This is a genomic window from Shouchella phoenicis, assembly GCF_047238345.1.
Classification (GTDB): Bacteria; Bacillota; Bacilli; order Bacillales; family Bacillaceae_D; genus Shouchella.
The window spans coordinates 1,362,482-1,383,496 of record NZ_JBDFMQ010000001.1 but is presented as its reverse complement, the minus strand read 5'-3'; the positions used below and the strand labels follow the sequence as shown (position 1 = coordinate 1,383,496).

General features: G+C 40.6%; 19 protein-coding genes, 1 other RNA gene, 1 riboswitch and 1 other annotated feature. Of the genes, 3 read left to right on the top strand and 17 right to left on the bottom strand.

The genetic code is table 11. The features are described from left to right. Positions 1-111: 111 nt before the first annotated feature. Positions 112-1,374, top strand: a complete 1,263-nt coding sequence (locus ABC361_RS07520) for a replication-associated recombination protein A (RefSeq protein WP_413073416.1) — start codon at positions 112-114, stop codon at positions 1,372-1,374. A gap of 114 nt (positions 1,375-1,488) precedes the next feature. After that, on the top strand, positions 1,489-2,109 hold the full coding sequence (locus ABC361_RS07515) for an RsfA family transcriptional regulator (RefSeq protein ID WP_413073415.1): 621 nt from the start codon (positions 1,489-1,491) through the stop codon (positions 2,107-2,109). A 481-nt stretch (positions 2,110-2,590) separates the two neighbouring features. Here ABC361_RS07515 and ABC361_RS07510 read toward each other — a convergent pair whose 3' ends face one another. Both ABC361_RS07510 and ssrS read right to left on the bottom strand, forming a co-directional pair. Continuing rightward, complete coding sequence (locus ABC361_RS07510; RefSeq protein ID WP_413073414.1) at positions 2,591-3,358, bottom strand: tRNA threonylcarbamoyladenosine dehydratase; 768 nt, start codon at positions 3,356-3,358, stop codon at positions 2,591-2,593. A gap of 104 nt (positions 3,359-3,462) precedes the next feature. After that, a non-coding RNA gene (gene ssrS, locus ABC361_RS07505) (6S RNA) lies at positions 3,463-3,642 on the bottom strand. Between the two features lie 182 nt (positions 3,643-3,824). Between ssrS and ABC361_RS07500 the strand changes: the two genes are divergently transcribed. After that, positions 3,825-4,133 carry a hypothetical protein gene (locus ABC361_RS07500; RefSeq protein WP_413073413.1) on the top strand — a complete coding sequence of 103 codons (309 nt, stop codon included), beginning with the start codon at positions 3,825-3,827 and terminating at the stop codon, positions 4,131-4,133. Here the strand turns inward: ABC361_RS07500 and ABC361_RS07495 are convergent. The 15 genes from ABC361_RS07495 to ABC361_RS07425 all read right to left on the bottom strand — a co-directional run bounded on the left by ABC361_RS07495 (position 4,128) and on the right by ABC361_RS07425 (position 20,850). Then, a complete protein-coding gene (locus tag ABC361_RS07495; RefSeq protein WP_413073412.1) occupies positions 4,128-5,363 on the bottom strand; it encodes a homoserine dehydrogenase in 1,236 nt (411 codons plus the stop codon). The two genes, ABC361_RS07500 and ABC361_RS07495, sit on opposite strands and share 6 nt — an antisense overlap. Positions 5,364-5,409: 46 nt before the next feature. After that, positions 5,410-5,515, bottom strand: a riboswitch (SAM riboswitch). 56 nt (positions 5,516-5,571) lie between these two features. After that, positions 5,572-7,344 carry an aspartate--tRNA ligase gene (aspS, locus tag ABC361_RS07490; protein WP_413073411.1) on the bottom strand — a complete coding sequence of 591 codons (1,773 nt, stop codon included), beginning with the start codon at positions 7,342-7,344 and terminating at the stop codon, positions 5,572-5,574. Continuing rightward, positions 7,341-8,627 carry a histidine--tRNA ligase gene (gene hisS, locus ABC361_RS07485; protein WP_413073410.1) on the bottom strand — a complete coding sequence of 429 codons (1,287 nt, stop codon included), beginning with the start codon at positions 8,625-8,627 and terminating at the stop codon, positions 7,341-7,343. Before hisS ends, aspS begins: the two co-directional genes overlap by 4 nt. Before the next feature lie 52 nt (positions 8,628-8,679). Beyond that, positions 8,680-8,897, bottom strand: a binding site (T-box leader). Between the two features lie 58 nt (positions 8,898-8,955). Then, positions 8,956-9,111 (bottom strand): hypothetical protein, encoded by a 156-nt coding sequence (locus tag ABC361_RS07480; RefSeq protein WP_176554190.1) that lies wholly within the window; start codon positions 9,109-9,111, stop codon positions 8,956-8,958. A 110-nt stretch (positions 9,112-9,221) separates the two neighbouring features. Next, positions 9,222-10,226 carry a Gfo/Idh/MocA family protein gene (locus tag ABC361_RS07475; RefSeq protein ID WP_413073409.1) on the bottom strand — a complete coding sequence of 335 codons (1,005 nt, stop codon included), beginning with the start codon at positions 10,224-10,226 and terminating at the stop codon, positions 9,222-9,224. A 4-nt stretch (positions 10,227-10,230) separates the two neighbouring features. Beyond that, positions 10,231-10,956: a ThuA domain-containing protein gene (locus tag ABC361_RS07470; RefSeq protein WP_413073408.1), complete on the bottom strand. Its 726-nt coding sequence runs from the start codon at positions 10,954-10,956 to the stop codon at positions 10,231-10,233. Between the two features lie 17 nt (positions 10,957-10,973). Next, positions 10,974-11,987, bottom strand: a complete 1,014-nt coding sequence (locus ABC361_RS07465) for a LacI family DNA-binding transcriptional regulator (protein ID WP_413073407.1) — start codon at positions 11,985-11,987, stop codon at positions 10,974-10,976. 274 nt (positions 11,988-12,261) lie between these two features. Beyond that, complete coding sequence (gene dtd, locus ABC361_RS07460; protein ID WP_413073406.1) at positions 12,262-12,705, bottom strand: D-aminoacyl-tRNA deacylase; 444 nt, start codon at positions 12,703-12,705, stop codon at positions 12,262-12,264. Positions 12,706-12,720: 15 nt separating this feature from the next. Next, positions 12,721-14,913: a RelA/SpoT family protein gene (locus ABC361_RS07455; RefSeq protein WP_413073405.1), complete on the bottom strand. Its 2,193-nt coding sequence runs from the start codon at positions 14,911-14,913 to the stop codon at positions 12,721-12,723. Between the two features lie 128 nt (positions 14,914-15,041). Next, complete coding sequence (locus ABC361_RS07450; protein ID WP_413073404.1) at positions 15,042-15,557, bottom strand: adenine phosphoribosyltransferase; 516 nt, start codon at positions 15,555-15,557, stop codon at positions 15,042-15,044. Continuing rightward, positions 15,547-17,901, bottom strand: a complete 2,355-nt coding sequence (gene recJ, locus ABC361_RS07445) for a single-stranded-DNA-specific exonuclease RecJ (protein ID WP_413073403.1) — start codon at positions 17,899-17,901, stop codon at positions 15,547-15,549. The genes ABC361_RS07450 and recJ overlap by 11 nt, the downstream gene beginning before the upstream one ends. Before the next feature lie 64 nt (positions 17,902-17,965). Next, on the bottom strand, positions 17,966-18,274 hold the full coding sequence (locus ABC361_RS07440; RefSeq protein ID WP_413073402.1) for a LapA family protein: 309 nt from the start codon (positions 18,272-18,274) through the stop codon (positions 17,966-17,968). 20 nt (positions 18,275-18,294) lie between these two features. Then, a complete protein-coding gene (secF, locus tag ABC361_RS07435) occupies positions 18,295-19,236 on the bottom strand; it encodes a protein translocase subunit SecF (protein ID WP_413073401.1) in 942 nt (313 codons plus the stop codon). After that, complete coding sequence (gene secD, locus ABC361_RS07430; protein ID WP_413073400.1) at positions 19,226-20,530, bottom strand: protein translocase subunit SecD; 1,305 nt, start codon at positions 20,528-20,530, stop codon at positions 19,226-19,228. The genes secF and secD overlap by 11 nt, the downstream gene beginning before the upstream one ends. 17 nt (positions 20,531-20,547) lie before the next feature. After that, positions 20,548-20,850, bottom strand: a complete 303-nt coding sequence (locus tag ABC361_RS07425; RefSeq protein ID WP_413073399.1) for a post-transcriptional regulator — start codon at positions 20,848-20,850, stop codon at positions 20,548-20,550. Between the last annotated feature and the right edge of the window lie 165 nt (positions 20,851-21,015).

Here is a 21,015-nt window from a genome sequence, read left to right as displayed (position 1 = left end):
TATTATAGCACGATTTCCTATTTGATTAATAGGACAAGTCCTTTCCTATTGCTCTAAAAATCACTCATACGCTACACTATGGAAAGACGAACACCATTCAGGAGGTCATGTATGAAAAAAAAACCACTAGCTTTTCGAATGAGGCCAACATCCATTGATGAAGTTATCGGTCAAGAGCGTTTACTCGGTCAAGGAAAGCTACTTAGACGGATGGTTGAGGCGGATCAATTGTCTTCCATGGTCTTATATGGTCCCCCCGGAACTGGAAAAACCTCCATTGCTAGTGCGATTGCTGGTTCAAGCGGACAACAGTATCGCCTTCTTAACGCAACGGTTCATAATAAGAAAGATATGGAAACGGTTGTTGCTGAAGCAAAAATGTATGGTTCTCTTATCTTAATACTAGATGAAGTCCATCGCCTTGATAAAGCCAAACAAGACTTTTTACTACCTCATTTGGAAAGTGGACTCATTCTTTTAATTGGTGCAACAACGGCAAACCCGTATCACTCCATTAATCCAGCGATTCGAAGTCGCTGTCATATTTTTGAATTGGAGCAACTTGCGCCAGCTGAAATTGAACAAGCTCTTTATCGTGCGTTAGAAGATAAAGAGAATGGCTTAGGTGAAGAACAGATCGACATTGATTCAAAAGCGATTGCACACTTGTCACTTGCGTGTGGAGGAGATGTCCGTTCAGGCTTAAACGCCCTCGAACTTGCGGTTCTGTCTACTGCTAAAGACGAGCAAGGAATTCGTCATATTAAACTTGAAACGGCTGAACAAAGCATCCAGAAAAAAAGTATTCAACACGATAAAGATGGAGACGGACATTACGATGTTTTATCGGCGTTTCAAAAATCAATCCGAGGCAGTGACGTTCACGCTAGTCTCCACTACCTTGCACGTTTACTTGAAGCAGGAGACTTAGTAAGCATCCATCGACGACTACTAGTCATTGCTTATGAGGATATTGGACTTGCCAACCCGCAAGCAGGCTCTAGAACGCTAACTGCTATTGAAGCTTCGGAACGCATCGGCTTACCGGAAGCACGAATTCCGTTGGCGAATGCTGTGGTCGAACTCGCCCTTTCTCCAAAAAGCAACAGTGCGTATAAAGGAATCGACGCGGCTCTTGCTGCTATTCAAGAAGGAGGCAATGCCACAATTCCATTACATCTAAAAGACGCACATTATCAAGGTGCTAAAAATCTCGGTCGCGGTACAGAATATAAGTATCCACATGATTATGAAGGTGGATGGGTAAAGCAACAATATTTACCAGATGCCTTTAAAGCTCATTCTTACTATGAACCAAATCGTGACAATAAATTTGAAAACGCCCTTGCCTCCCTTTACGATAAGCGTAAATAACCACACTGTTGAATCTGCTAGAATCTTTTTCTCTCTTGTTTATTACTAGCCTAGTATAAAAAAAGCCATGCATGGCTAAAGTAATAGCAAAGACATTAGGCAGGAGCTGAAAAGATGAAAGTGAGACAAGATGCATGGTCGCATGAAGATGACGTTTTATTAGCAGATACTGTGCTAAATCATATAAAAGAAGGCAGCACACAATTAAAAGCATTTGATGAAGTAGGAGATGCCCTAAATCGAACCTCAGCGGCATGTGGTTTTCGGTGGAACGCAGTCGTACGTCAAAAACATTTACGCACAATTGAAGAAGCAAAACGCGAGCGAAAAATGCGCAAACGAATGGTATCAACTCAATTTTTCCCGAGCTATCAAAAGCCTGTCCAAACAACAGTTGAACCTCTTTATTCATATGTTGAAGAAGATGAAAAAGTCGAACCATCAATTGAAGCGATTATTTCCCAATTAAAAAAGTTTGACTCCAATGCTTCATCTTCATTAAAAGAAGAAAACGCAACGTTACGTCAACAGCTTCAGCTAGCTAAAGCTCAAATAGCGGAGATGGAAAAACAACTTTCCCGTAATAAACAGGAACATAGTATGATTGAAGAAGACTATCAATCCCTTATTTCCATTATGAATCGAGCGCGTCGAATGGCCATTTTAGAAGAGGACGCTGAGGAACACCCTATGTTTCGAATGGAAACAAACGGGAACCTTGAAAAAATTGATTAACGACAAAAAACGGATTCGGAAAACCCCGAGATCCGTTTTTTTGTTCACCTACTATTATTTCCAGTCAAGTCCACATTTCTGTGAAAAATCACGATACACTGCTTTTATACTTTGATTAGGTCTGTCTAAAAGCGGTCATCTTTTATCCAAAAATGGGAACGTTCAATTGAATTTGTATTCATCACTTATCGCGCTGATGGACGCTTTCACCACAGGCACAAGCGCGACATCCGTTTGCGCTACGTTATCACTTGCGCTCACGGTGTCTTCTTTGCCGCAGGCAACGCCTCAACCCCTTCAATAACATCACTCTTGCATTTTCTGACTGTTGCTTTTCCCGCTGGAGTCGCCATCAGCGATAATGAATGTGACATGAGAGAAATAAGATTTACATACACCCTAGTTCCATTCACTATATTTCCTAGTAGAACCAAGCCGGCTGTAACGTGTTGCAAATTCAAACTGACTGCAAAAAACGCGGTTAGTCTTGGCGATTGATTTCAATCCCATCCAACAGCTTTGTAATGACATGTCCAGCCATAATTAAACCAGACACAGATGGAACAAACGCATTTGATGATGGTGGAAGCTTCGCTTTACGAATCTTCCCTTGCTCCGCACTTTCTGGAACAATTTCTTGGCGAATATCCTCACGAATTTGTATTGGTTTTTCATCAGAAAAGACAACTGTTACGCCTTTATGAATTCCATCTTTTCTTAATCGCGTCCGAATCACTTTTGCAATCGGATCATAACTGGTTTTGGATATGTCTTCAATACGAAGACGGGTCGGATCTAGTTTATTGGCGACACCCATACTCGAAATTAATGGAATGTTTCTCTTTCGACACTCTTTAATTAAGTGAATTTTATATGAGATTGTATCGCTTGCGTCAATAACAAAGTCTAATTTATGAGAAAAGAAATCTTCGTATGTCTCTTCTGTATAAAACATTTTAAGCGCAACAACTTTGCAGTCAGGGTTTATGTCTTTTATTCTCTCCGCCATTAAATCCACTTTAGGCTGGCCAACCGTTGATAGCAATGCGTGAATTTGCCTATTCACATTTGTAATATCAACATCGTCTTTGTCAACAAGGACGATTTTACCGACACCAGAACGGGCAAGCGCTTCTGCTGAAAATGAGCCTACTCCACCAACACCGAGCACCGCAACTGTACTTCCTTTTAATCGACTTAAACCGTCATGACCAATGGCCAGTTCATTTCTTGAAAACTGGTGTAACACGTCCATCATACTCCTTTATTCATTCCATTTTGCTGTTGTGATCATATCATATTCTCCTCTAAAAGCACACTACAAAAAGCATTTCCTATACAGAAAATGCTTCGTGTTATCCCGATCTTGCCGTAGGAAGTCGATGCTTTGAACCTGCCAGGCAGGTGGGTGCTTTGTACCATTCATTTTAAGTCCTCAGCTACCGAGGCATGTAAGCAAAATAGCAACAGCAAGCTCCCTTTTTTAAAGTGTTGGCTCAAAGAATAAAGCCCTTACGAACAGATCAGGATATGTAATTATCGTTATCATATCAGGTTTTTCACCATTAAGCAATCATTTTTCAAAAAATTGCGACTAAAGGCATATGCTTGTTGTTTGTCCTTATATACCCAACATTTTTCACAAGCAAACCTTGCATATTAATCGAGTTTTCACGAAAAATATGATACATTCTCTTTAAAAGGAGGCAACGATGATGAGCGCCATTGTAATACAGCGATGCATTGAAGTAACGCAGGAGATTGCTTTACTAGAAAAAAGAGTCGTTGAAAGTTCCTTCGAATTAGCTTTGTATAGCGACCGCATTGAAACAAATACCGATCACTTTCCAATTGATAGTGTGTTTGATATCTCGTATCGATTTCCAAGCGACACACCACATTCATTAGGTTTTTTATACCTACACACTAGTAGAGGGGTAACGACGTACAAAATTAAAACGTCGCCAGAGCCCTTTATTAAAGAATTTAAAAAGCTTGTTCCTGAAACAAAATACCATCTATAATTTACTTTCCACTGTTGCATGTTCTTGATCTACTTCTGTCAGCAGTGGGAATGTAAAGAATGGTGTTGCTGACGAAAGTGGCGTCACAATAAACACTTTTCCTCCTTTTACTTCTTTTTCCTTCCAAACCTTTGTTTTTTCTAAATATGGCTTGACCTCACTTAGCTGTTCGTTTTTACAAAACCATACTTCTTGCGCTGTTAATTTTTCTGAAATGCCTTCCTCGATTTTCGTTAAACGATACGTAAAACGTGGCAATACGTCTCGCTGTTGTTCATGGAAAATAAAATCTTCTACCACGCTGTTTGCTGTTGTTTCTTTTCCGGCACCAGGACCGGCAAAAATAAGTCGTTCCATATCTTTCCCTTCAAGGGTAACAGCATTTAAAACGCCACGAATTGGCGCTAAAGAATGTTCTTGATCAATTAAAGCAGGCTTGACGAACCCTTTTAGGGACGTTGAATCTACTTCTAATTTCGCAATTAATTTAAAGGATAAGTGGAGCGCTTTTGCCGCTTGAATGTGCCACTGGTCAATATGACTTATTCCAACACGTTCAATATCATTTGGGGAAATCCATTGATCATAACATTGTCTTGCCAATAAGCAGAGTTTATAAACAGCATCCCACCCTTCTACATCAGAAGTAGGATCCTCCTCTGCATAACCTAATGATTGAGCTTGTTCCAACGCATCTTCATAGGTTCTTCCTTCCTCCATTTTTGTGAGAATATAATTACTTGTCCCGTTGAGGATACCTGCAATCGACTGGATATTCGTTGTAACTAACACACTTTTGAAAACATTCACTATAGGGATTGCCCCACATACTGCCGCATCCCAACCGTAATAAGCACCGTGATCATAAGCAAGTTGCTCAAGTTCTTCCCCGTGCAGTGCCACAAGCTTTTTGTTAGCAGAAATAACGGACGTCCCTTGCTTTAACAATGACTCCGTAAATGATTTTGGAAGGTCTGTTCCGTTTATTGCTTCAAAAACAAGATCGTATTGTTCCTGTTCAAAAAAAGACTCCCATGAAGATGTAAAAAGATTTCGGTGAACAGCCTCATGTTTCTTCACATCTTTCACTAAAATACGAATGATTTCGAATTTTTCTCCGATAATAGTTTCAATCTGTTCTCTGGAACGAATTAATCGTTCATATACGCCGCTTCCAACCGTACCGTATCCAATTAGACCAATTTTCATCTCTGTCACCCTCTCCTTCATTAAAAAAAGCCCCTCTTCTTGGATAAGAAAAGGGGCTTTTTGCCTTTGCTTATCTCTCAGAACCACTGTTCTGCTGAATGTAGCACCTTAACCTCACATAGGTTGGTTGCCGGGCTTCATCGGGTCAGTCCCTCCGCCACTCTCGATAAGTTCGTATGGATTTTAAACTTGATAGTATCCGTAATTATAGAGGGATGTGTTTCTTCTGTCAACCACGCTTCCCAAGGACAGAAAGATTTAAATCAATTAACTGTTCCACACTGACTGCACCTGGTGCATGTGTCATTAAATCACTAGCACTTGCCGTTTTCGGGAAGGCAATGACTTCACGTAAATTTGTTTTTTGTGCCAGTAACATGACAATTCGGTCTAAGCCTAGCGCAATTCCACCATGTGGAGGAGTGCCATATTCAAATGCTTCAAGCAAAAAGCCAAACTCTTCATTGGCTTGTTCCTTTGAAAATCCAAGCGTTTGGAACATTTTTTCTTGAAGCTCACGCTCGTAAATACGTTGAGAACCGCCTCCAAGCTCGTAGCCATTCAAGACGAGGTCATACGCTTCTGCTCGCACATCATCAGGATTCGACTCAAGTAAATGTTCATCTTCTTTTTTCGGACGTGTGAATGGGTGGTGGAGAGCCACATAACGTCTTGCCTGCTCATCATACTCAACGAGCGGAAAGTCAACAACCCAAAGGAAATTGAATTTACTTGTATCAATTAGGTCAAAATCCTTTCCGAATTTCAAACGTAGTGCACCTAATGAATCAAAGACAATTTGCTTCTTATCTGCACCGAAGAATAATAAGTCACCTGGCTTTGCTTGCATGCTTTCAAGCAACGCTTCTGTTTGTTCAGGATTAAAGAATTTTGCAATCGGTCCTTTTAACCCTTCTTCTTCAACCTTCAGCCAAGCTAAACCTTTTGCTCCATATGGCTTAACAAAATCCGTAAGTGCATCAATCTCTTTACGAGAAAGTTTGTCAGCACCACCATTGAGGTTGATCCCTTTTACAATACCATTTGAATCAATTGCTTGTCTAAATACTTTAAACTCCGTATCTTCTAAGACTGTAGTCAAATCAACTAGTTCCATCCCAAATCGGGTATCAGGTTTGTCAGAGCCGTAGCGATTCATTGCATCTTCATATGTCATCCGCTCAAAGGACCCCTCAAACTTCAGACCGTGGGTATCAAGCATTAACTTCTTCATTAGTGTTTCTGTCATTCCAAGGATATCTTCTGTATCAAGAAAACTTGCTTCAATATCTATTTGTGTAAACTCAGGCTGGCGATCCGCTCGTAAATCTTCATCTCTAAAACATCGCACAATCTGAAAATATTTTTCAAATCCAGATACCATCAGCAATTGTTTGAAAATCTGCGGTGATTGTGGAAGTGCATAAAATTCACCATGGTGCACACGGCTTGGCACTAGGTAATCTCTTGCTCCTTCAGGTGTACTTTTTGTTAACATCGGTGTTTCAATTTCTAAGAATCCATCATGATCAAGAAAATCCCGAACGGTCTTCGTTACTTTATGTCTTAATTTAAATGCTTCTTGCATGTCGGGACGACGCAAGTCTAAGTATCGATATTTCAAACGAACATCTTCAGAAGCATCTGTATTTGCTTCGATTTGAAACGGAAGCGGTTTTGAAGCATTTAACAGTTCAAATGAATGAACATGAATTTCAATTTCACCTGTTGTAATTTTCTTATTAACCGCTTTTTCATCACGTTCAACAACGATTCCTTTAACAGAAATCATGTATTCATTTCGTACACGGTCAGCTGTTTTCAACGCTTGTTCATTGATGTCTGGGCTACAAACAACTTGAATAACACCGGATCGGTCCCGAACATCTAAGAAAATGACTTGCCCTAAATCTCTTCTTCGTTGTACCCAGCCAACTAAACTTACCTCTTCCCCTGTCTGATGCTTGGAAAGATCTCCACAATGATGCGTTCGTTTACTCACAATCCTGCTCCTCCTTTAATACTCTCTCTTAATTCGACTGCAACAGATTCAAGAGAAACGGTTTTTTGTTCGCCTGAACCCATATGACGAATAACCGCTTGTTCATTAGCTAGCTCATCTTCACCAATAATAATTGTGCATGCTGCGCCATTTCGGTCTGCTGTTTTAAATTGAGCTTTCATTTTCTTCCCCATATAATCTTTGTCAACACGATACCCATCTTTACGCAATTCATGCAGAAGAACAGCTGCTCGTTGATTGGCTTCTTCTCCTAAAGCAACGACGTAAGCATCCAGCTGTGGCCGTTCAGGTAATGCAACACCTTCTGCTTTCATCGCTAAAATGAATCGCTCAATACTAAAGGCAAAACCAATTCCAGGCGTTTCCGGTCCGCCAAACTCTTGGACAAGACCGTTGTAACGTCCACCCCCACATAACGTGGTAATGGCTCCAAAACCTGGTGCCGTACTCATCAGTTCAAACGCCGTATGGTTGTAATAATCCAAGCCTCTTACTAGCGTCGCATCGACTTCATAAGAAATCCCTAGTTGATCTAATGTGTGTTTCAGATTTTCAAAATAACCCATAGACTCTTCATTTAGAAAATCTAAAATGGCAGGAGCTGTCTCCATTAACGGGTGGTCGCGATCTTTTTTACAATCAAGAATGCGCAATGGGTTTTTATCCAAGCGTGTTTGACAATCAGAACAGAATTCGTTTATTGATGGGGTGAAGTGATCAATTAATGCTTGACGGTGACGATCACGACTTTCTTTGTCCCCTAATGAATTAATAACAAGCTTTAAGTTGACTAGCCCCAGTCGATTACAAATATCAATTATTAATGCCAGCACTTCTGCATCTAAATGTGGGTTCGCACTTCCTAATGCTTCTACCCCGAATTGAACAAATTGGCGCATTCTCCCTGCCTGTGGGCGTTCATAACGAAACATCGGTCCAGTATAAAATAATTTCGTTAGCGCATTCGCTTCTCCATAAAGTTTATGTTCAACGTACGAACGAACAACGCTTGCTGTTCCCTCAGGTCGTAAGGTTAAACTTCGGTCGCCTCGATCTTTAAACGTATACATCTCTTTTTGGACGATATCCGTTGTATCTCCTACACCTCTTGTAAATACTTCTGTATGTTCAAAAATTGGCGTTCGAATTTCTTCGAAGTGATAGGATTGACATACGTCTTTCGCAACTTTTTCGATATGTTGCCAAACAACTGCATCTTCAGGTAATATGTCTTGCGTTCCTCTTGGCAAACGAATGGACATCAGCTTTCTCTCCTTTTTAAAACAAAAAAACTCTCGCCTCAGATGAATAATCATCTGGGACGAGAGTTGAACCCGTGGTGCCACCCAAATTTGAGACTGCGTCTCCTCTTTGACCTGTTAACGCCAGCTACGTTTCTCCCTACTTTTGTGTTCAGGAGAAAATCCTCAAAGGTGTTCATTCGCTTCGGTAGATGAGGCTACTCCCAGCCAATGGCAGCCTTCTCTTTGCATCTATACTCCTCAACTACTATTCCTCGTCAATGGTTCATTTTGCCGTTTTTAATTAGTTGCTTCTTACTATACGAAATGATTGCACACACGTCAATAGTTAATTTCGCGAGAGCGCTTTCTTAATAAAAATAATATCATTAGGCGCTGTGCCGCATTCTAACCTTGAGAAAATGGTATTCGCATCATTTAATTGGATTCGATCAATTGAGTCCTGTAGCGCTTTTTGGTGCTCTTGTTTCCCATGGACACGCATTGGCAATCGCTCCTATAATCGACTTCTCTATAGGATAGCCAACCTCAACGATTTATAAACCCTTATTTAGCAAAAAAGCTTGTTCTTTTGAGAAACTTTTTTTAGCCAGCTCACTTAGTCGCTTTGTATATGCGTTCAATAACATCTGTTACTTTTTGCGCTTCACTCGCTTTCACAAGCGGATCTTCTTTACCTAAACAAGCTTGGACAAAATTTTGCGCTTGAGCAAACCCTTCATCGCTTTCCCCTGCTACCCAATCTGCATGTGTGGTTGTCATCATTCCAGCAGATGCTTTATTAACCGATAAAGGAAACACATTTAATCCGCCAGCCGTTCCTGAAATGCTTACGGCTTCTTTATCACTTGGAATATTTGCTGCCCAAGAGGTTTCAAAAAGCATGGTTGCACCATTTTTAAACGTTATATAGGCAGTAGCATGATCCTCAACATCAATTGTTGTAGCATCGTAAATACCCCACTCATTTACTTGATCTTCATGCCGACTAATCATTTCGTACGTTTGCCCAGTCACACGTTCAATTTCCGGAAAGTCGACGAGCCAAAGTGCCAAATCTAGAAGGTGGCAGCCATAATCCATTAAGCACCCGCCACCTTGGAGTTCTTTGTTCGTAAACACACCCCAACCAGGAACTTTTCTACGTCTCATGCCTTCTACACGAATGACAAGGGGATCACCAATCTCACCAGCTTGAATTAGCTTTTTGGCAGCAAGAGCTTCTTTTTTAAATCGATAATGGTAGCCAATTTGCAACACTTTGTTCGCTTTTTTAGCTGCATGCTCCATTTCTGCCGCCTCTAAGCTCGTAATCGCCATTGGTTTCTCGCAAAAAACATGCTTTCCGGCATCAAGCGCTCGAATGACTGATTCGTGATGGAACTTATTCGGTGTACAAATAATAACTGCATCTACTTTTTCATGTAGCTCGTTCTCAGACTTTGCAATGAATGGAATTGAAAACGTTGCTGCCACTTCAGTTGCTCGTACTTGATTGACATCGAAAACACCATAGATTTCAACGTCCGTCAGTTTCTGTAGAGCTGGAATATGTCGATTAGTCGCTATTCCACCTACCCCTATGATTCCAAATTTCATATGCTTACTCCGACTGCCCAGGAACAGGTTCTAACGGTTGAGCATTTCCGTATGTTGGGTAGGAACGCTTTGTAGGAGTTGCCCACTTCACCGCATTTTTTATAACCGTTTGCACATTTTTGTTTTCGTAAGTTGGGAACGTCTCATGTCCTGGTCGGAAATAAAAGATTTTTCCGTTGCCGCGGTTAAATGTACACCCGCTACGGAATACTTCCCCACCTTGGAACCAGCTCATGAAGACTACTTCATCAGGATTTGGAATATCAAAGTGTTCTCCATACATTTCTTCTTTCTCTAACTCAAAATATTCATCAATACCTTCTGCTATCGGATGACTTGGACTAACAACCCACAGTCTTTCTTTTTCATCTGCTTCACGCCATTTTAGATCGCAGCTTGTGCCCATCAACGTTTTAAAGATTTTTGAAAAGTGACCTGAGTGAAGGACGATTAGACCCATTCCTTCTAACACACGCTTTTGCACACGAGCCACCACCTCGTCACTTACTTCATCATGGGCAATATGTCCCCACCAGAGTAACACATCTGTTTCGTTTAGAACTTCTTGTGATAAACCGTGTTCACTTTCATCTAAAGTTGCTGTTTTCACAGAATGATCATCCGACAAGAATGATGCAATCGCTCCATGAATGCCGTCAGGATAAATGCTTGCTACCTTTTCGTTTTGTTTTTCATGACGATATTCATTCCAAATCGTTACGTTTGTCATAGTCGTCTCTCCTCTTTTTAAGTTGACTCTCTTATTTGTAAAGGTGCTTTTAAGTATACAGTAGACGCTCGCATTTCAGATGGATTTATGAGTACATTCATCATAATTTCCATCGCCGTCTTCCCCATTTCAAACGTAGGTTGATGAATGGTTGTTAATTGCGGCTCTAGTAAAGTTGCTGCAGGTTGATTATCAAAACCAACGATGGCTAGGTCGCTAGGAATAGCAATGTTTTGGCTTTTCGCTTCGGCGATCATCCCAGAGGCAATTTCATCACTCCCCGTAATCACTGCATCAGGCCGATTATCCAGACGTAGAATATCTTGTAAAATACGCTTTCCATCTTCAACAGAGTGACCTGAAAAACGCCAATTCGATTGCACCGATTTTCCTGCCTTCTTCATCGTCTCAACATAACCCATGTATCGATCCTCGGCTAACGGAGAGTGAATTCCTCCTGGCATCCGACTGACATCATAGACATTGCAGTAAGCAATGGACGAATAGCCTTTTTCAAGCAAATGTTCTGTGATCGTCACCATTGCCTCTTTTTGATTAATCGTTACGTTAGGTGCCCCTGTAAGGTCTCTAGGATACTCATTACATAACACAATCGGCCCATACTGCAAATAGGGTTGAATGGTATCCCATTCGTTTACGATTGATGCAAGAATGACACCATCTACTTGTTTTGTACGAAGCAATTCTAAAAAATGAAGTTCTTGATCCGCTCGCCCCCTGGTATTACATAAAATCATTCGATAAGAATGGGCTGCGGCTACTTCATCCATTGCATCAACAATGGCACTAAAAAACGGATTAACGATCCTCGATACAAGGACAGCAATCGTCTTTGTTTCTGTTCCACGCAAACGCTGTGCAGATGAATTAGGGCTATATCCTAGTTCTGTGATTGCCTCTTGTACAGCTTTTCGTTTCTTCTCATCTACATATGGATGATCATTTAAGACACGAGAAACAGTCGACCTTGACACTCCTGCTTTTAATGCAACATCTTTAATTGTTGGCATCATTCGATCTCCTTTTTATGAAATCGATCTCATAGACCTATTCTACCGAAATTCATTTGAAAGTCAACCCATAAATAAAACGGTTTCATTCCGTCGTTATTTCTTACAATTGAAGGATATGACTCTTATCAACCTTTATAACGCCTAAAAAAAAAGACATAAAGAATTGTCTTTATGCCTTCTTTGAGAAGATGAGGAGAAATAGAATGAGGCGCAAGGCACCATCCGTTTTCACAACATTGCACGCATCTGCTTATTTGTGAAAAAGACTAACTTATAACGGATTTTCAATAATTAGCGTGACAGGTCCGTCGTTTAACAGCTGAACATCCATATGTTCCCCAAATTGGCCCGTTTCAACGTTTAGCCCAGCTTGCCGTAACTGATCGTTAAACTGATTGTAAAGCGTTTCTGCATGATCAGGTTTCGCGGCTGCCATAAAGTTTGGTCTACGCCCTTTTTTGGTTTCGCCATAAAGCGTAAATTGAGAAATTGATAAAATCGCTCCGCCCACGTCTTTTACAGAGAGGTTCATTTTCCCTTGCTCATCGCTAAAAATACGCAAGTTGGCAATTTTGTCAACACAGTAAGAAATATCTTGTTCTCGATCTTCATGCGTCACACCTACAAGCAAAAGAAGACCATGATCGATTGAACCGACCACGTCTTCATTCACTGTAACAGAGGCACGCTTGACTCTTTGTAGCACAATCCGCATGTCTCTCACCTCGATTTAATGTGTAACTCTTCGTACAGAATAAATATCTTTTAATTGTTTAATGCGCTCGACAATTTTTTGCAAATGTTGTTTGTCTGTAATTGAGATACTCATTTCAACTGTTGCAATCTTATGCTTGTGATCCGATCGACCAGAAACCGAATTAATTTGCGTTCTTGTTTCGGTCATCGTGTGCAGCACTTCATTGAGGAAGCCATTGCGGTCAAATGCTGTAATTTCAATATCGACATTGTACGACTTAGAGGAATGGCGGTCCCCTTCCCATTCAACTTCAAGCAATCGTGAGCTAGAACTCTCATCATTAATGACGTTTGGACAATCGGTGCGATGAATCGAAACCCCCCGACCTTTTGTGATATAGCCGACAATATCATCACCAGGAACAGGCGTACAGCAACGAGCTAAACGAATGAGCAAGTTATCAACACCTTTTACAAGCACACCGATTGAATTTGATTTTTTCTTCATCGTAAACGACTGAATGTCATTTAGAGCATCGTCTAACGATTGATTGTCTTGTTCCTGCTCTTTAGCTTTGCGCTGTTTTTCCGTCATGCGGTTAACGATTTGTTTCGGGCTAATCCCACCGTAGCCAACCGCAGCGTACATGTCTTCCTCACCAGCGAAGCTAAATTTCGTAGTCGCTTCTGTTAAATTGTCATGAGTAAGAATAACTTTTGGATCAAAATCCAATGCTTTGATTTCTTTCTCAATTAATTCTTTTCCTTTAGCAACGTTTTCTTCTCGTTTTTCTTTTTTGAACCATTGCTTAATTTTATTTTTAGCATGGGAAGATTTCGTTAACTTCAGCCAATCTTGACTTGGTCCATAAGAGTGCTTTGATGTCATTACTTCAATAATATCGCCTGTTTTCAATTCATGATCAAGCGGAACCATTTTGCTATTTACTTTTGCTCCAATACAACGATTCCCGATTTCACTATGAATTCTGTATGCGAAATCTAGCGGAACCGATCCTCTAGGTAGCTCCACTACATCTCCTTTTGGAGTGAACACAAAGACCATGTCAGAAAACAAATCCATTTTCATGGATTCCATAAATTCTTGTGCATCATTTGTATCTGTCTGAGATTCAATGACATCTCTTAGCCAGCTAAGCTTGTCCTCAAATGAATATCGTTTGCTTGATAACGTTTTGCCTTCTTTGTATGCCCAGTGAGCCGCTACACCAAATTCTGCTACACGATGCATGTCGTCCGTACGAATTTGTACCTCAAGGGGATCTCCATTCGGCCCTACTACTGTCGTATGCAAAGATTGATACATGTTTGCTTTCGGCATGGCAATATAATCTTTAAAACGACCAGGCATTGGACGCCAGCACGTATGAATAATACCAAGAACCGCGTAGCAATCTTTAATATTTTTTACAATGATACGAACCGCTAATAAATCATAAATCTCATTAAATTGCTTTTTTTGGATGACCATTTTTCGATAAATGCTATAAATATGTTTTGGTCGACCAGACAGTTCTGCGCTTACGTTCACATCATCAAGCTGATCATTAATTGTTTCAATTACATCAGACAAGTAGTTTTCACGCTCAGCACGCTTACGTTTCATTAAATTTACAATTCGATAGTACTGTTGTGGGTCTAAATAACGCAATGCTGTATCTTCTAATTCCCATTTAATTGCAGAGATCCCTAATCGATGCGCTAAAGGTGCAAAAATCTCAAGCGTTTCGTTAGACGTCACTCGCTGCTTATGAGGAGGCATAAATTTAAGTGTTCGCATATTGTGAAGGCGATCAGCCAATTTTATCAAAAGTACACGAATGTCTTTTGCCATCGCCATCAACATTTTTCGATGGTTTTCGGCTTGCTGTTCTTCTTTAGATTTATACTTGAATTTCTTTAGCTTTGTTACACCATCTACAAGCATAGCTACTTCTTTATTAAAGTATTCTTGTAGCTCCTCCACGGTTGCATCTGTATCTTCAACAACATCATGGAGAAATGCTGCGGCAATGGTGTTTGGATCAAGCTCTAATCCAACAATTATATCCGCAACTTGGACAGGGTGAAGAATATAGGGCTCACCAGATTTACGATACTGTCCACTGTGAGCTTGCTCAGCGAACGTATAAGCTTTCGTCAAAAAATCAATATCGTCTGGTTGCAAATAGGCGCTTGCTTTTTCTAGCACCTGATCGATCGTCATGGAATCACCTTACTCATTCGACAAGTTTTCTTTCTATTATCCTTTACTACAACACTCTTGTAAAGAGGCGTTCACTTTTAGATTTCGAAAAAAACGGCTGTATCGTGAACAGCCGCTTTTAATCTTTATTATTCGTACGTTGTTAATGAGAAAATATCGTACGTTTCTAGCTTTTTTCTTCCATCAATGTATGCGAGTTCTATTAGAAAAGCAAGGCCGACAACTTCTCCACCAAGTTGCTCCACAAGTTTTGTTGTTGCTTCAATGGTTCCACCAGTTGCGAGCAGATCATCTGTTATCACAACACGTTGACCTGGTTGGATACTATCTTTATGGATAGTCAAGCAATCTTTACCATACTCCAAGCCGTAATCACATTCAATTACTTCTCTAGGAAGCTTTCCTTTTTTTCGAACTGGTACAAAACCAAGCTCTAACTCTGTAGCAATAGGACAGCCAACTACAAACCCTCTCGCTTCAGGTCCAACAATGACATCAGCTTGTTGCTTTTTCGCATATTCTGTAAGCTCCATAATTGCTTTTTTATAAGCAGGGCCATTTTGCATGAGGGTTGTAATATCTTTAAAGCGAATCCCCTCTTGCGGCCAATCCTCAACAATTGTAATATGCTTTTTATAATCCATGTACCATCGTCTCCTTCTTTTCTGAAGCATCGCTTCCAATTCGTTTTGTAAATAATTCTCTTAGCTGTCCGTAGGAAGCATATACAAGTTCGTTTTCTAACCAAGCTTGTTCTTGCTTAGCTTGGTAAGCTTCGGATTCATCTAATGCTTTCTTTTCCGGGCTTTTCACAATCTTTATACGCTCGTTATCAATCTCAATAAACCCTAATTCAGCAAACACTTGATTCATAAATGAGGTGGTGTCAGATGACCAACCTTTATGTGCCTCTAATTTCTTTAAATCATTAATCGGAAAATGTTCGCGTTTTTTAAGAAACGCATAATACCATTTAAATTGATCTCGATTTGGATTCGTCTTAAAAAATGACTCCTCCTCTTCCGAAAAGACGACATAAATTCTGTTAGGCTTCTCATTTTCCGAAAACATTCCATATAGATCTTCGCGATGAGAAGGGACGTCCAGTATAACAATGAATTTCCCTTCAAAAGGAGGTAAAGGATCATGGACATGATGAGCAGTGATATTAAGCTCTTTACAGCGTTTAACAGTCTTCTCTTGAAAAGCAACGACAATGGTTTCATTTGCTGGCAATTCATTTAATCTAGATGCCAATCGATTTAGCTGCAAACTCCGCCAATCAAACAACTGCCAGTGTTTAATCGCAACATCATCAACAATTAGCTGCGGCTTTACTCTTCCGTTCCATTCGTTAATCGAAAGGGTCCCAACAGCTGAGACATTTGCTTGAGGGGTAATTTGTTCGTACAAATCCCCTTTTCGAAACGCAATGCCGTCCAACGTCGTTTCTTCCCCTGCAAATTGGAATTTCAAGTGACTGGAATCACTACCGATTCGCTTAATATCTGCAAGTTTCACTTCGTCTATTAACACTTTCGGCTTTGTATTTTCCACTCCAAAAGGAGCGAGTGTTTCAATTTCTTTCAGCACCTCTACCGATACCTCATCAATTGCAACTGCTAAATCGATTGTAGTAACTGGCTTAAAGGCTTCAGGGGCCAATCCTGTTTTCGCTTGCTCAATTAAACGCTCTTGCAAAAGCGAAATATTGCCAGATTCTAGCGTCATACCAGCTGCCATTGGATGCCCACCAAAGTGCGGCAGGATGTCACGACTTTTGGAAAGTTCCGCAAACATGTCAAATCCTTCAATACTCCGTGCTGATCCTTTTGCAAGACCTGTTTCTGGATCAATGGTCATCACAATCGTTGGGCGATAAAATTTTTCAACGAGCCTCGACGCAACGATTCCTATGACGCCAGCGTTCCAGCCTTCTTTTGCAACGATAAGCGCTTCAGGAATTTCCTCCATTTGTTGAACCGATTCAATCGCTTCTTTGGACATGTCGGTTACGATTTTTTGTCGCTCTTTATTTAAACCGTCAATTTCTAACGCCAGCGCCTTTGCTTCGTCCTCGTCTTCTGCTAATAAAAGCTCAACTGCAGGAACTGCAGAATCAAGTCGACCAGCAGCATTCAGTCTAGGTCCAACCGCAAAACCAATGTGGTCTGCCTCTACTTCAGCAGCAGTCATTCCGCACACATCTTTTAACGCTTGGATGCCTTTTTTGTCCGATGTTTGAAACGCACGAAGTCCCTTTTTTGCCAGTAAACGATTCTCTCCAACGAGTGGGACAAGGTCAGCAATGGTGCCAATCACGGCATAATCTAGGAGCTCATAAGGAACTCGATCTAGTAACGCATGCGCAACTTTAAATGCAACGCCAACCCCAGCTAATTCTTTAAAAGGATAGTCACAGCCTGGTTGCTTCGGATTGATCGTAGCGTAGCTGTTTGGCAAAACAGGCGGTGGTTCATGGTGATCTGTAATAATAAAATCTAAACCAATGTTTTTTGCAAACTCAGCTTGCTCAACAGCGGAAATTCCTGTATCCACTGTAATGACAAGAGTAAATCCTTGCTCCTTCGCCCACTCAAGCGCTGGATTGTTCGGACCATACCCTTCCGTGAACCGATTCGGAATATAGTAGTCACAATCCGCTCCTTGTCGTTTTAATGCGGTCAACAAGACAGAAGTAGAACTCACGCCATCCGCATCATAATCTCCAAAGACTAAAATACGTTCGTTTGCTTCTATTGCAACTTTTATTCGTGAAACAGCTGCTTCCATACCTTTCATTAAAAAAGGGTCGATAAACGCAGGCTCTTCTGTCATTAAAAATTCGCTTGCCGCAGTAGAATCGGTAAATCCTCTATTAACCAAAAGCCTTGCGGCGACTTGGGAAAGGTTTAATTCATTTGCTAATTCATTTACGATCGTTGTATCTTGCTCTAAAATGCGCCACCTTGCATGTGGTTGCAACATATGTAAAACACCCCTCGACCATCCTATTATACAGGACGATGCGAGGGGTAGCAATGATAGGAATTTAGTCTTTTTTATGATCTTTTTTCATGCGGCTAGGTGGCGTATTGACTTCTTCACTCTCATCTATTTGAGCGCTTTTTTGCTCTTTCAGCTTTTTCATTTCAAGCTTGAGCTGGTGCATTCTAATCCCTGAAAGCGCAAATGCAACAATGGCTCCAAGTAAAACCGAGAATAAAATAATTAAAATAAGTGGCCAGTCAGTTTGCACAAACAACAAGTTTACCGGAACACTTTCAACATTTAATACGGAAAAAACTGCAATTAAGATTGCTGCAATGACACCAACAATAAAAAACGTCTGGCCTTTCATTCCAATCACCGACCTATCTTTTATACATAGTCTTCTTCTACTTTTTTCGGTTTATTCTTTAAACGCACTAATCGCTTCCATTCCCACACAAGCCACATTTGTGCACATAAGAACATCGATGAATACGTTCCTGCTGCAAGACCAATGACGAGTGCAAGCGAGAATGAGCGAATTGCTTCCCCTCCGAAGATGAATAAAGCAAGTGCTGCAAACATCACGGTAAGAACCGTGTTAATCGATCGCGTGATTACTTGGAGCAAGCTCTTATTTACTACTTGCGCCAAATGCTGGAAACTTTCGATTTCCTTTTCTTTCTTGACATTTTCCCGCATTCGATCAAATGTCACAATCGTATCATTGATCGAATAACCGACGACCGTTAAAATGGCGGCAATAAACGGAACGTTAATCTCTACTTGCAACAAGCTGAAGAGCGCGATAACGATAAACGCATCATGCAATAACCCAATAATCGCCGATACGCCATATAAGAACTGAAAGCGAAGCGCAATGTAAATGACAATCCCCACGGAAGCGATTAGGACTGAAATGACTGCGTTTCTCGCTAATTCTTCCCCTACTAAAGGCGAGACCGTACTAATATTTGGGGTACTACCGTACTCCTCATTAAAGTAGTTTTGAATCGTCGCGATCTCTTGCTGATTAAACTCATCTACAAATCGAGCACTAGCATTTTGGTTTCGATCCCCGCCAAGCGTCACGCTTGGCACGTAATCATTACTAATATCAATCGCTTCAAAATCAGCAAGAATCTGCTCTTCTGTTAAACTTTCTTCTGTCTGAATTTCTACATTAGAACCACTTTCAAAATCAACACCTAAGTTAAAGCCCATTGTAAATAAGAGGATGACTCCGATAATGATGGACAACCCAGATGCAACAAAAAACTTATTCCGATGTTTTGTTAAATCAACATTCCAGTTTTCAGGACTAAACCTCATCAATCTCACCTCGCTTAACTCCAAACCAACCTGGGCGCTTATTTAGAAACTTACTATTCACCCATAATCCTAGCAATAAGCGAGACCCCCATACTGCCGTTAAGAAACTCACGAGTATACTAATAATAAGCATAACGGCAAATCCTTGAACAGAACTTGTCCCGAAATAAAACATGACGCCAGCAGCAATAAGAGTCGTGATATTCGCATCAAAAATTGTTGCAAATGATCGTCTTCCTCCTACGCGAAACGCCGACATAATGGATTTTCCTGTTTTAATTTCTTCTCGCACCCGTTCGTACGTAATGATATTGGCATCAACAGCCATACCAATTCCTAAAATTAATGCCGCAATCCCTGGCAACGTTAAAACAGCATTTAACGCGTTAAACACAATTAATACTAGAAATGTATAAACGCTCAATGTAATAATCGCAATGACACCTGGAAAACGATAATAAAGCACCATGTAGGCGAAAATAAGCGCCACACCGATTAAACCTGCATTAATTGTTTGGTTCATTGATTGCTCACCTAAAGAAGCACCAACAGATGTTGAATAAATTTCATTTAACTCAACAGGTAAAGCACCAGCATTTAAAATTTCTGCTAAGAAGCGCGTTTCTTCTGTTGTAAACTGCCCTTCAATCTGCACATTTCTTGTTTGCAGCGTTTGGTTGACAGAGGCAGCAGATAAGAATTTTGGATCAGCTTTCACAGCTTCTTCTTCGTAGCTATCACCTTCTTCAAAGTCAAGCCACATAACAAGCAAGTTCTCACCCTGAGGCTGTTGTGCAAGTTCTCGTGTAATATCGCCAAATTGATCAGCGTCTTCTAACGTTAACGTGACGATTGGCTGATTCGTATCTGCATTCAAGGTTGCATTTGCGCCATTTTGCGTTAAGTCACTACCGTCTAAAAGAATATTGTCTTCTACATCACGAATTGTTAACTCGCCACCTGTAGACAAAATATCACGGGCAGATTCCTGATCATCTACACCTGCAAGCTGAACACGAATTCGGTTATCCCCTTCAATCTGAATTGTCGGTTCAGATACACCAATCGTGTTTACACGTTCGTTAATAGCTGTTGTTGTTGATAAAAGGGCTTCTTCATCAATGACGTCCCCTTCATGCATCGCCTCAACTTCATACAGGACTTCAAAACCTCCCTGCAAATCAAGGCCTAAATTTACATCTTGAAGTACAGGTCGCGCAAAATAACTAATCCCTGCTGCTAATACAGCAACAATCGCAAAAAAGAGCGCAATCCGGCCTTTTTTAATTTTCATTAGGTTGATCCTCCATTCTAGCTGCCTGTCCCTTTTGTCTCTGTTGCTGCTTCGAACTCTTTAAACCAATCAATGGGTTCTTTATATGTATTTACCGTTAGCCAAGTCATATAATCTTGGGGTTTGATTGACAATAACGCATCAACAAAGGCATAAAAAGGCATAAACGTTTTGCGCTTTTTTTGTTTATCAATGACATACATCCATAAATCTTCTTTCGTGACACGGTTATAGCCAAGCTCATGAAATTCTTCTTTTTTTATCGACAAAACCGGTGCGACGTCTTCTCGCCACACGTCGAATTGCTGTTTTTCCCCCATGCTTTACCCTCATTTCTTAGAAAAAACTGTCGTCATACATATACTAACAAAATTCAAGAATTCCTGCTATTACTATTCATTTCCCAAGTTTGGTTTTATCCTCTTCTATACGCTTGTCATGTCCTGTCCTTCTCTGCATAGAAATAAAAGTAGGAGACGTATAAA

Excerpts from the sequence above, each read along its gene's own strand:
- ABC361_RS07520 (WP_413073416.1), top strand. The coding sequence starts at position 112 with ATGAAAAAAAAACCACTAGCTTTTCGAATGAGGCCAACATCCATTGAT.
- ABC361_RS07515 (WP_413073415.1), top strand. The coding sequence starts at position 1,489 with ATGAAAGTGAGACAAGATGCATGGTCGCATGAAGATGACGTTTTATTA.
- ABC361_RS07500 (WP_413073413.1), top strand. The coding sequence starts at position 3,825 with ATGAGCGCCATTGTAATACAGCGATGCATTGAAGTAACGCAGGAGATT.
- ABC361_RS07495 (WP_413073412.1), bottom strand. The coding sequence starts at position 5,363 with ATGAAGGAGAGGGTGACAGAGATGAAAATTGGTCTAATTGGATACGGT.
- hisS (WP_413073410.1), bottom strand. The coding sequence starts at position 8,627 with ATGTCCATTCGTTTGCCAAGAGGAACGCAAGACATATTACCTGAAGAT.
- ABC361_RS07480 (WP_176554190.1), bottom strand. The coding sequence starts at position 9,111 with ATGCGTGTCCATGGGAAACAAGAGCACCAAAAAGCGCTACAGGACTCA.
- ABC361_RS07475 (WP_413073409.1), bottom strand. The coding sequence starts at position 10,226 with ATGAAATTTGGAATCATAGGGGTAGGTGGAATAGCGACTAATCGACAT.
- ABC361_RS07470 (WP_413073408.1), bottom strand. The coding sequence starts at position 10,956 with ATGACAAACGTAACGATTTGGAATGAATATCGTCATGAAAAACAAAAC.
- ABC361_RS07465 (WP_413073407.1), bottom strand. The coding sequence starts at position 11,987 with ATGCCAACAATTAAAGATGTTGCATTAAAAGCAGGAGTGTCAAGGTCG.
- dtd (WP_413073406.1), bottom strand. The coding sequence starts at position 12,705 with ATGCGGATTGTGCTACAAAGAGTCAAGCGTGCCTCTGTTACAGTGAAT.
- ABC361_RS07455 (WP_413073405.1), bottom strand. The coding sequence starts at position 14,913 with ATGACGATCGATCAGGTGCTAGAAAAAGCAAGCGCCTATTTGCAACCA.
- ABC361_RS07450 (WP_413073404.1), bottom strand. The coding sequence starts at position 15,557 with ATGGATTATAAAAAGCATATTACAATTGTTGAGGATTGGCCGCAAGAG.
- recJ (WP_413073403.1), bottom strand. The coding sequence starts at position 17,901 with ATGTTGCAACCACATGCAAGGTGGCGCATTTTAGAGCAAGATACAACG.
- ABC361_RS07440 (WP_413073402.1), bottom strand. The coding sequence starts at position 18,274 with ATGAAAGGCCAGACGTTTTTTATTGTTGGTGTCATTGCAGCAATCTTA.
- secF (WP_413073401.1), bottom strand. The coding sequence starts at position 19,236 with ATGAGGTTTAGTCCTGAAAACTGGAATGTTGATTTAACAAAACATCGG.
- secD (WP_413073400.1), bottom strand. The coding sequence starts at position 20,530 with ATGAAAATTAAAAAAGGCCGGATTGCGCTCTTTTTTGCGATTGTTGCT.
- ABC361_RS07425 (WP_413073399.1), bottom strand. The coding sequence starts at position 20,850 with ATGGGGGAAAAACAGCAATTCGACGTGTGGCGAGAAGACGTCGCACCG.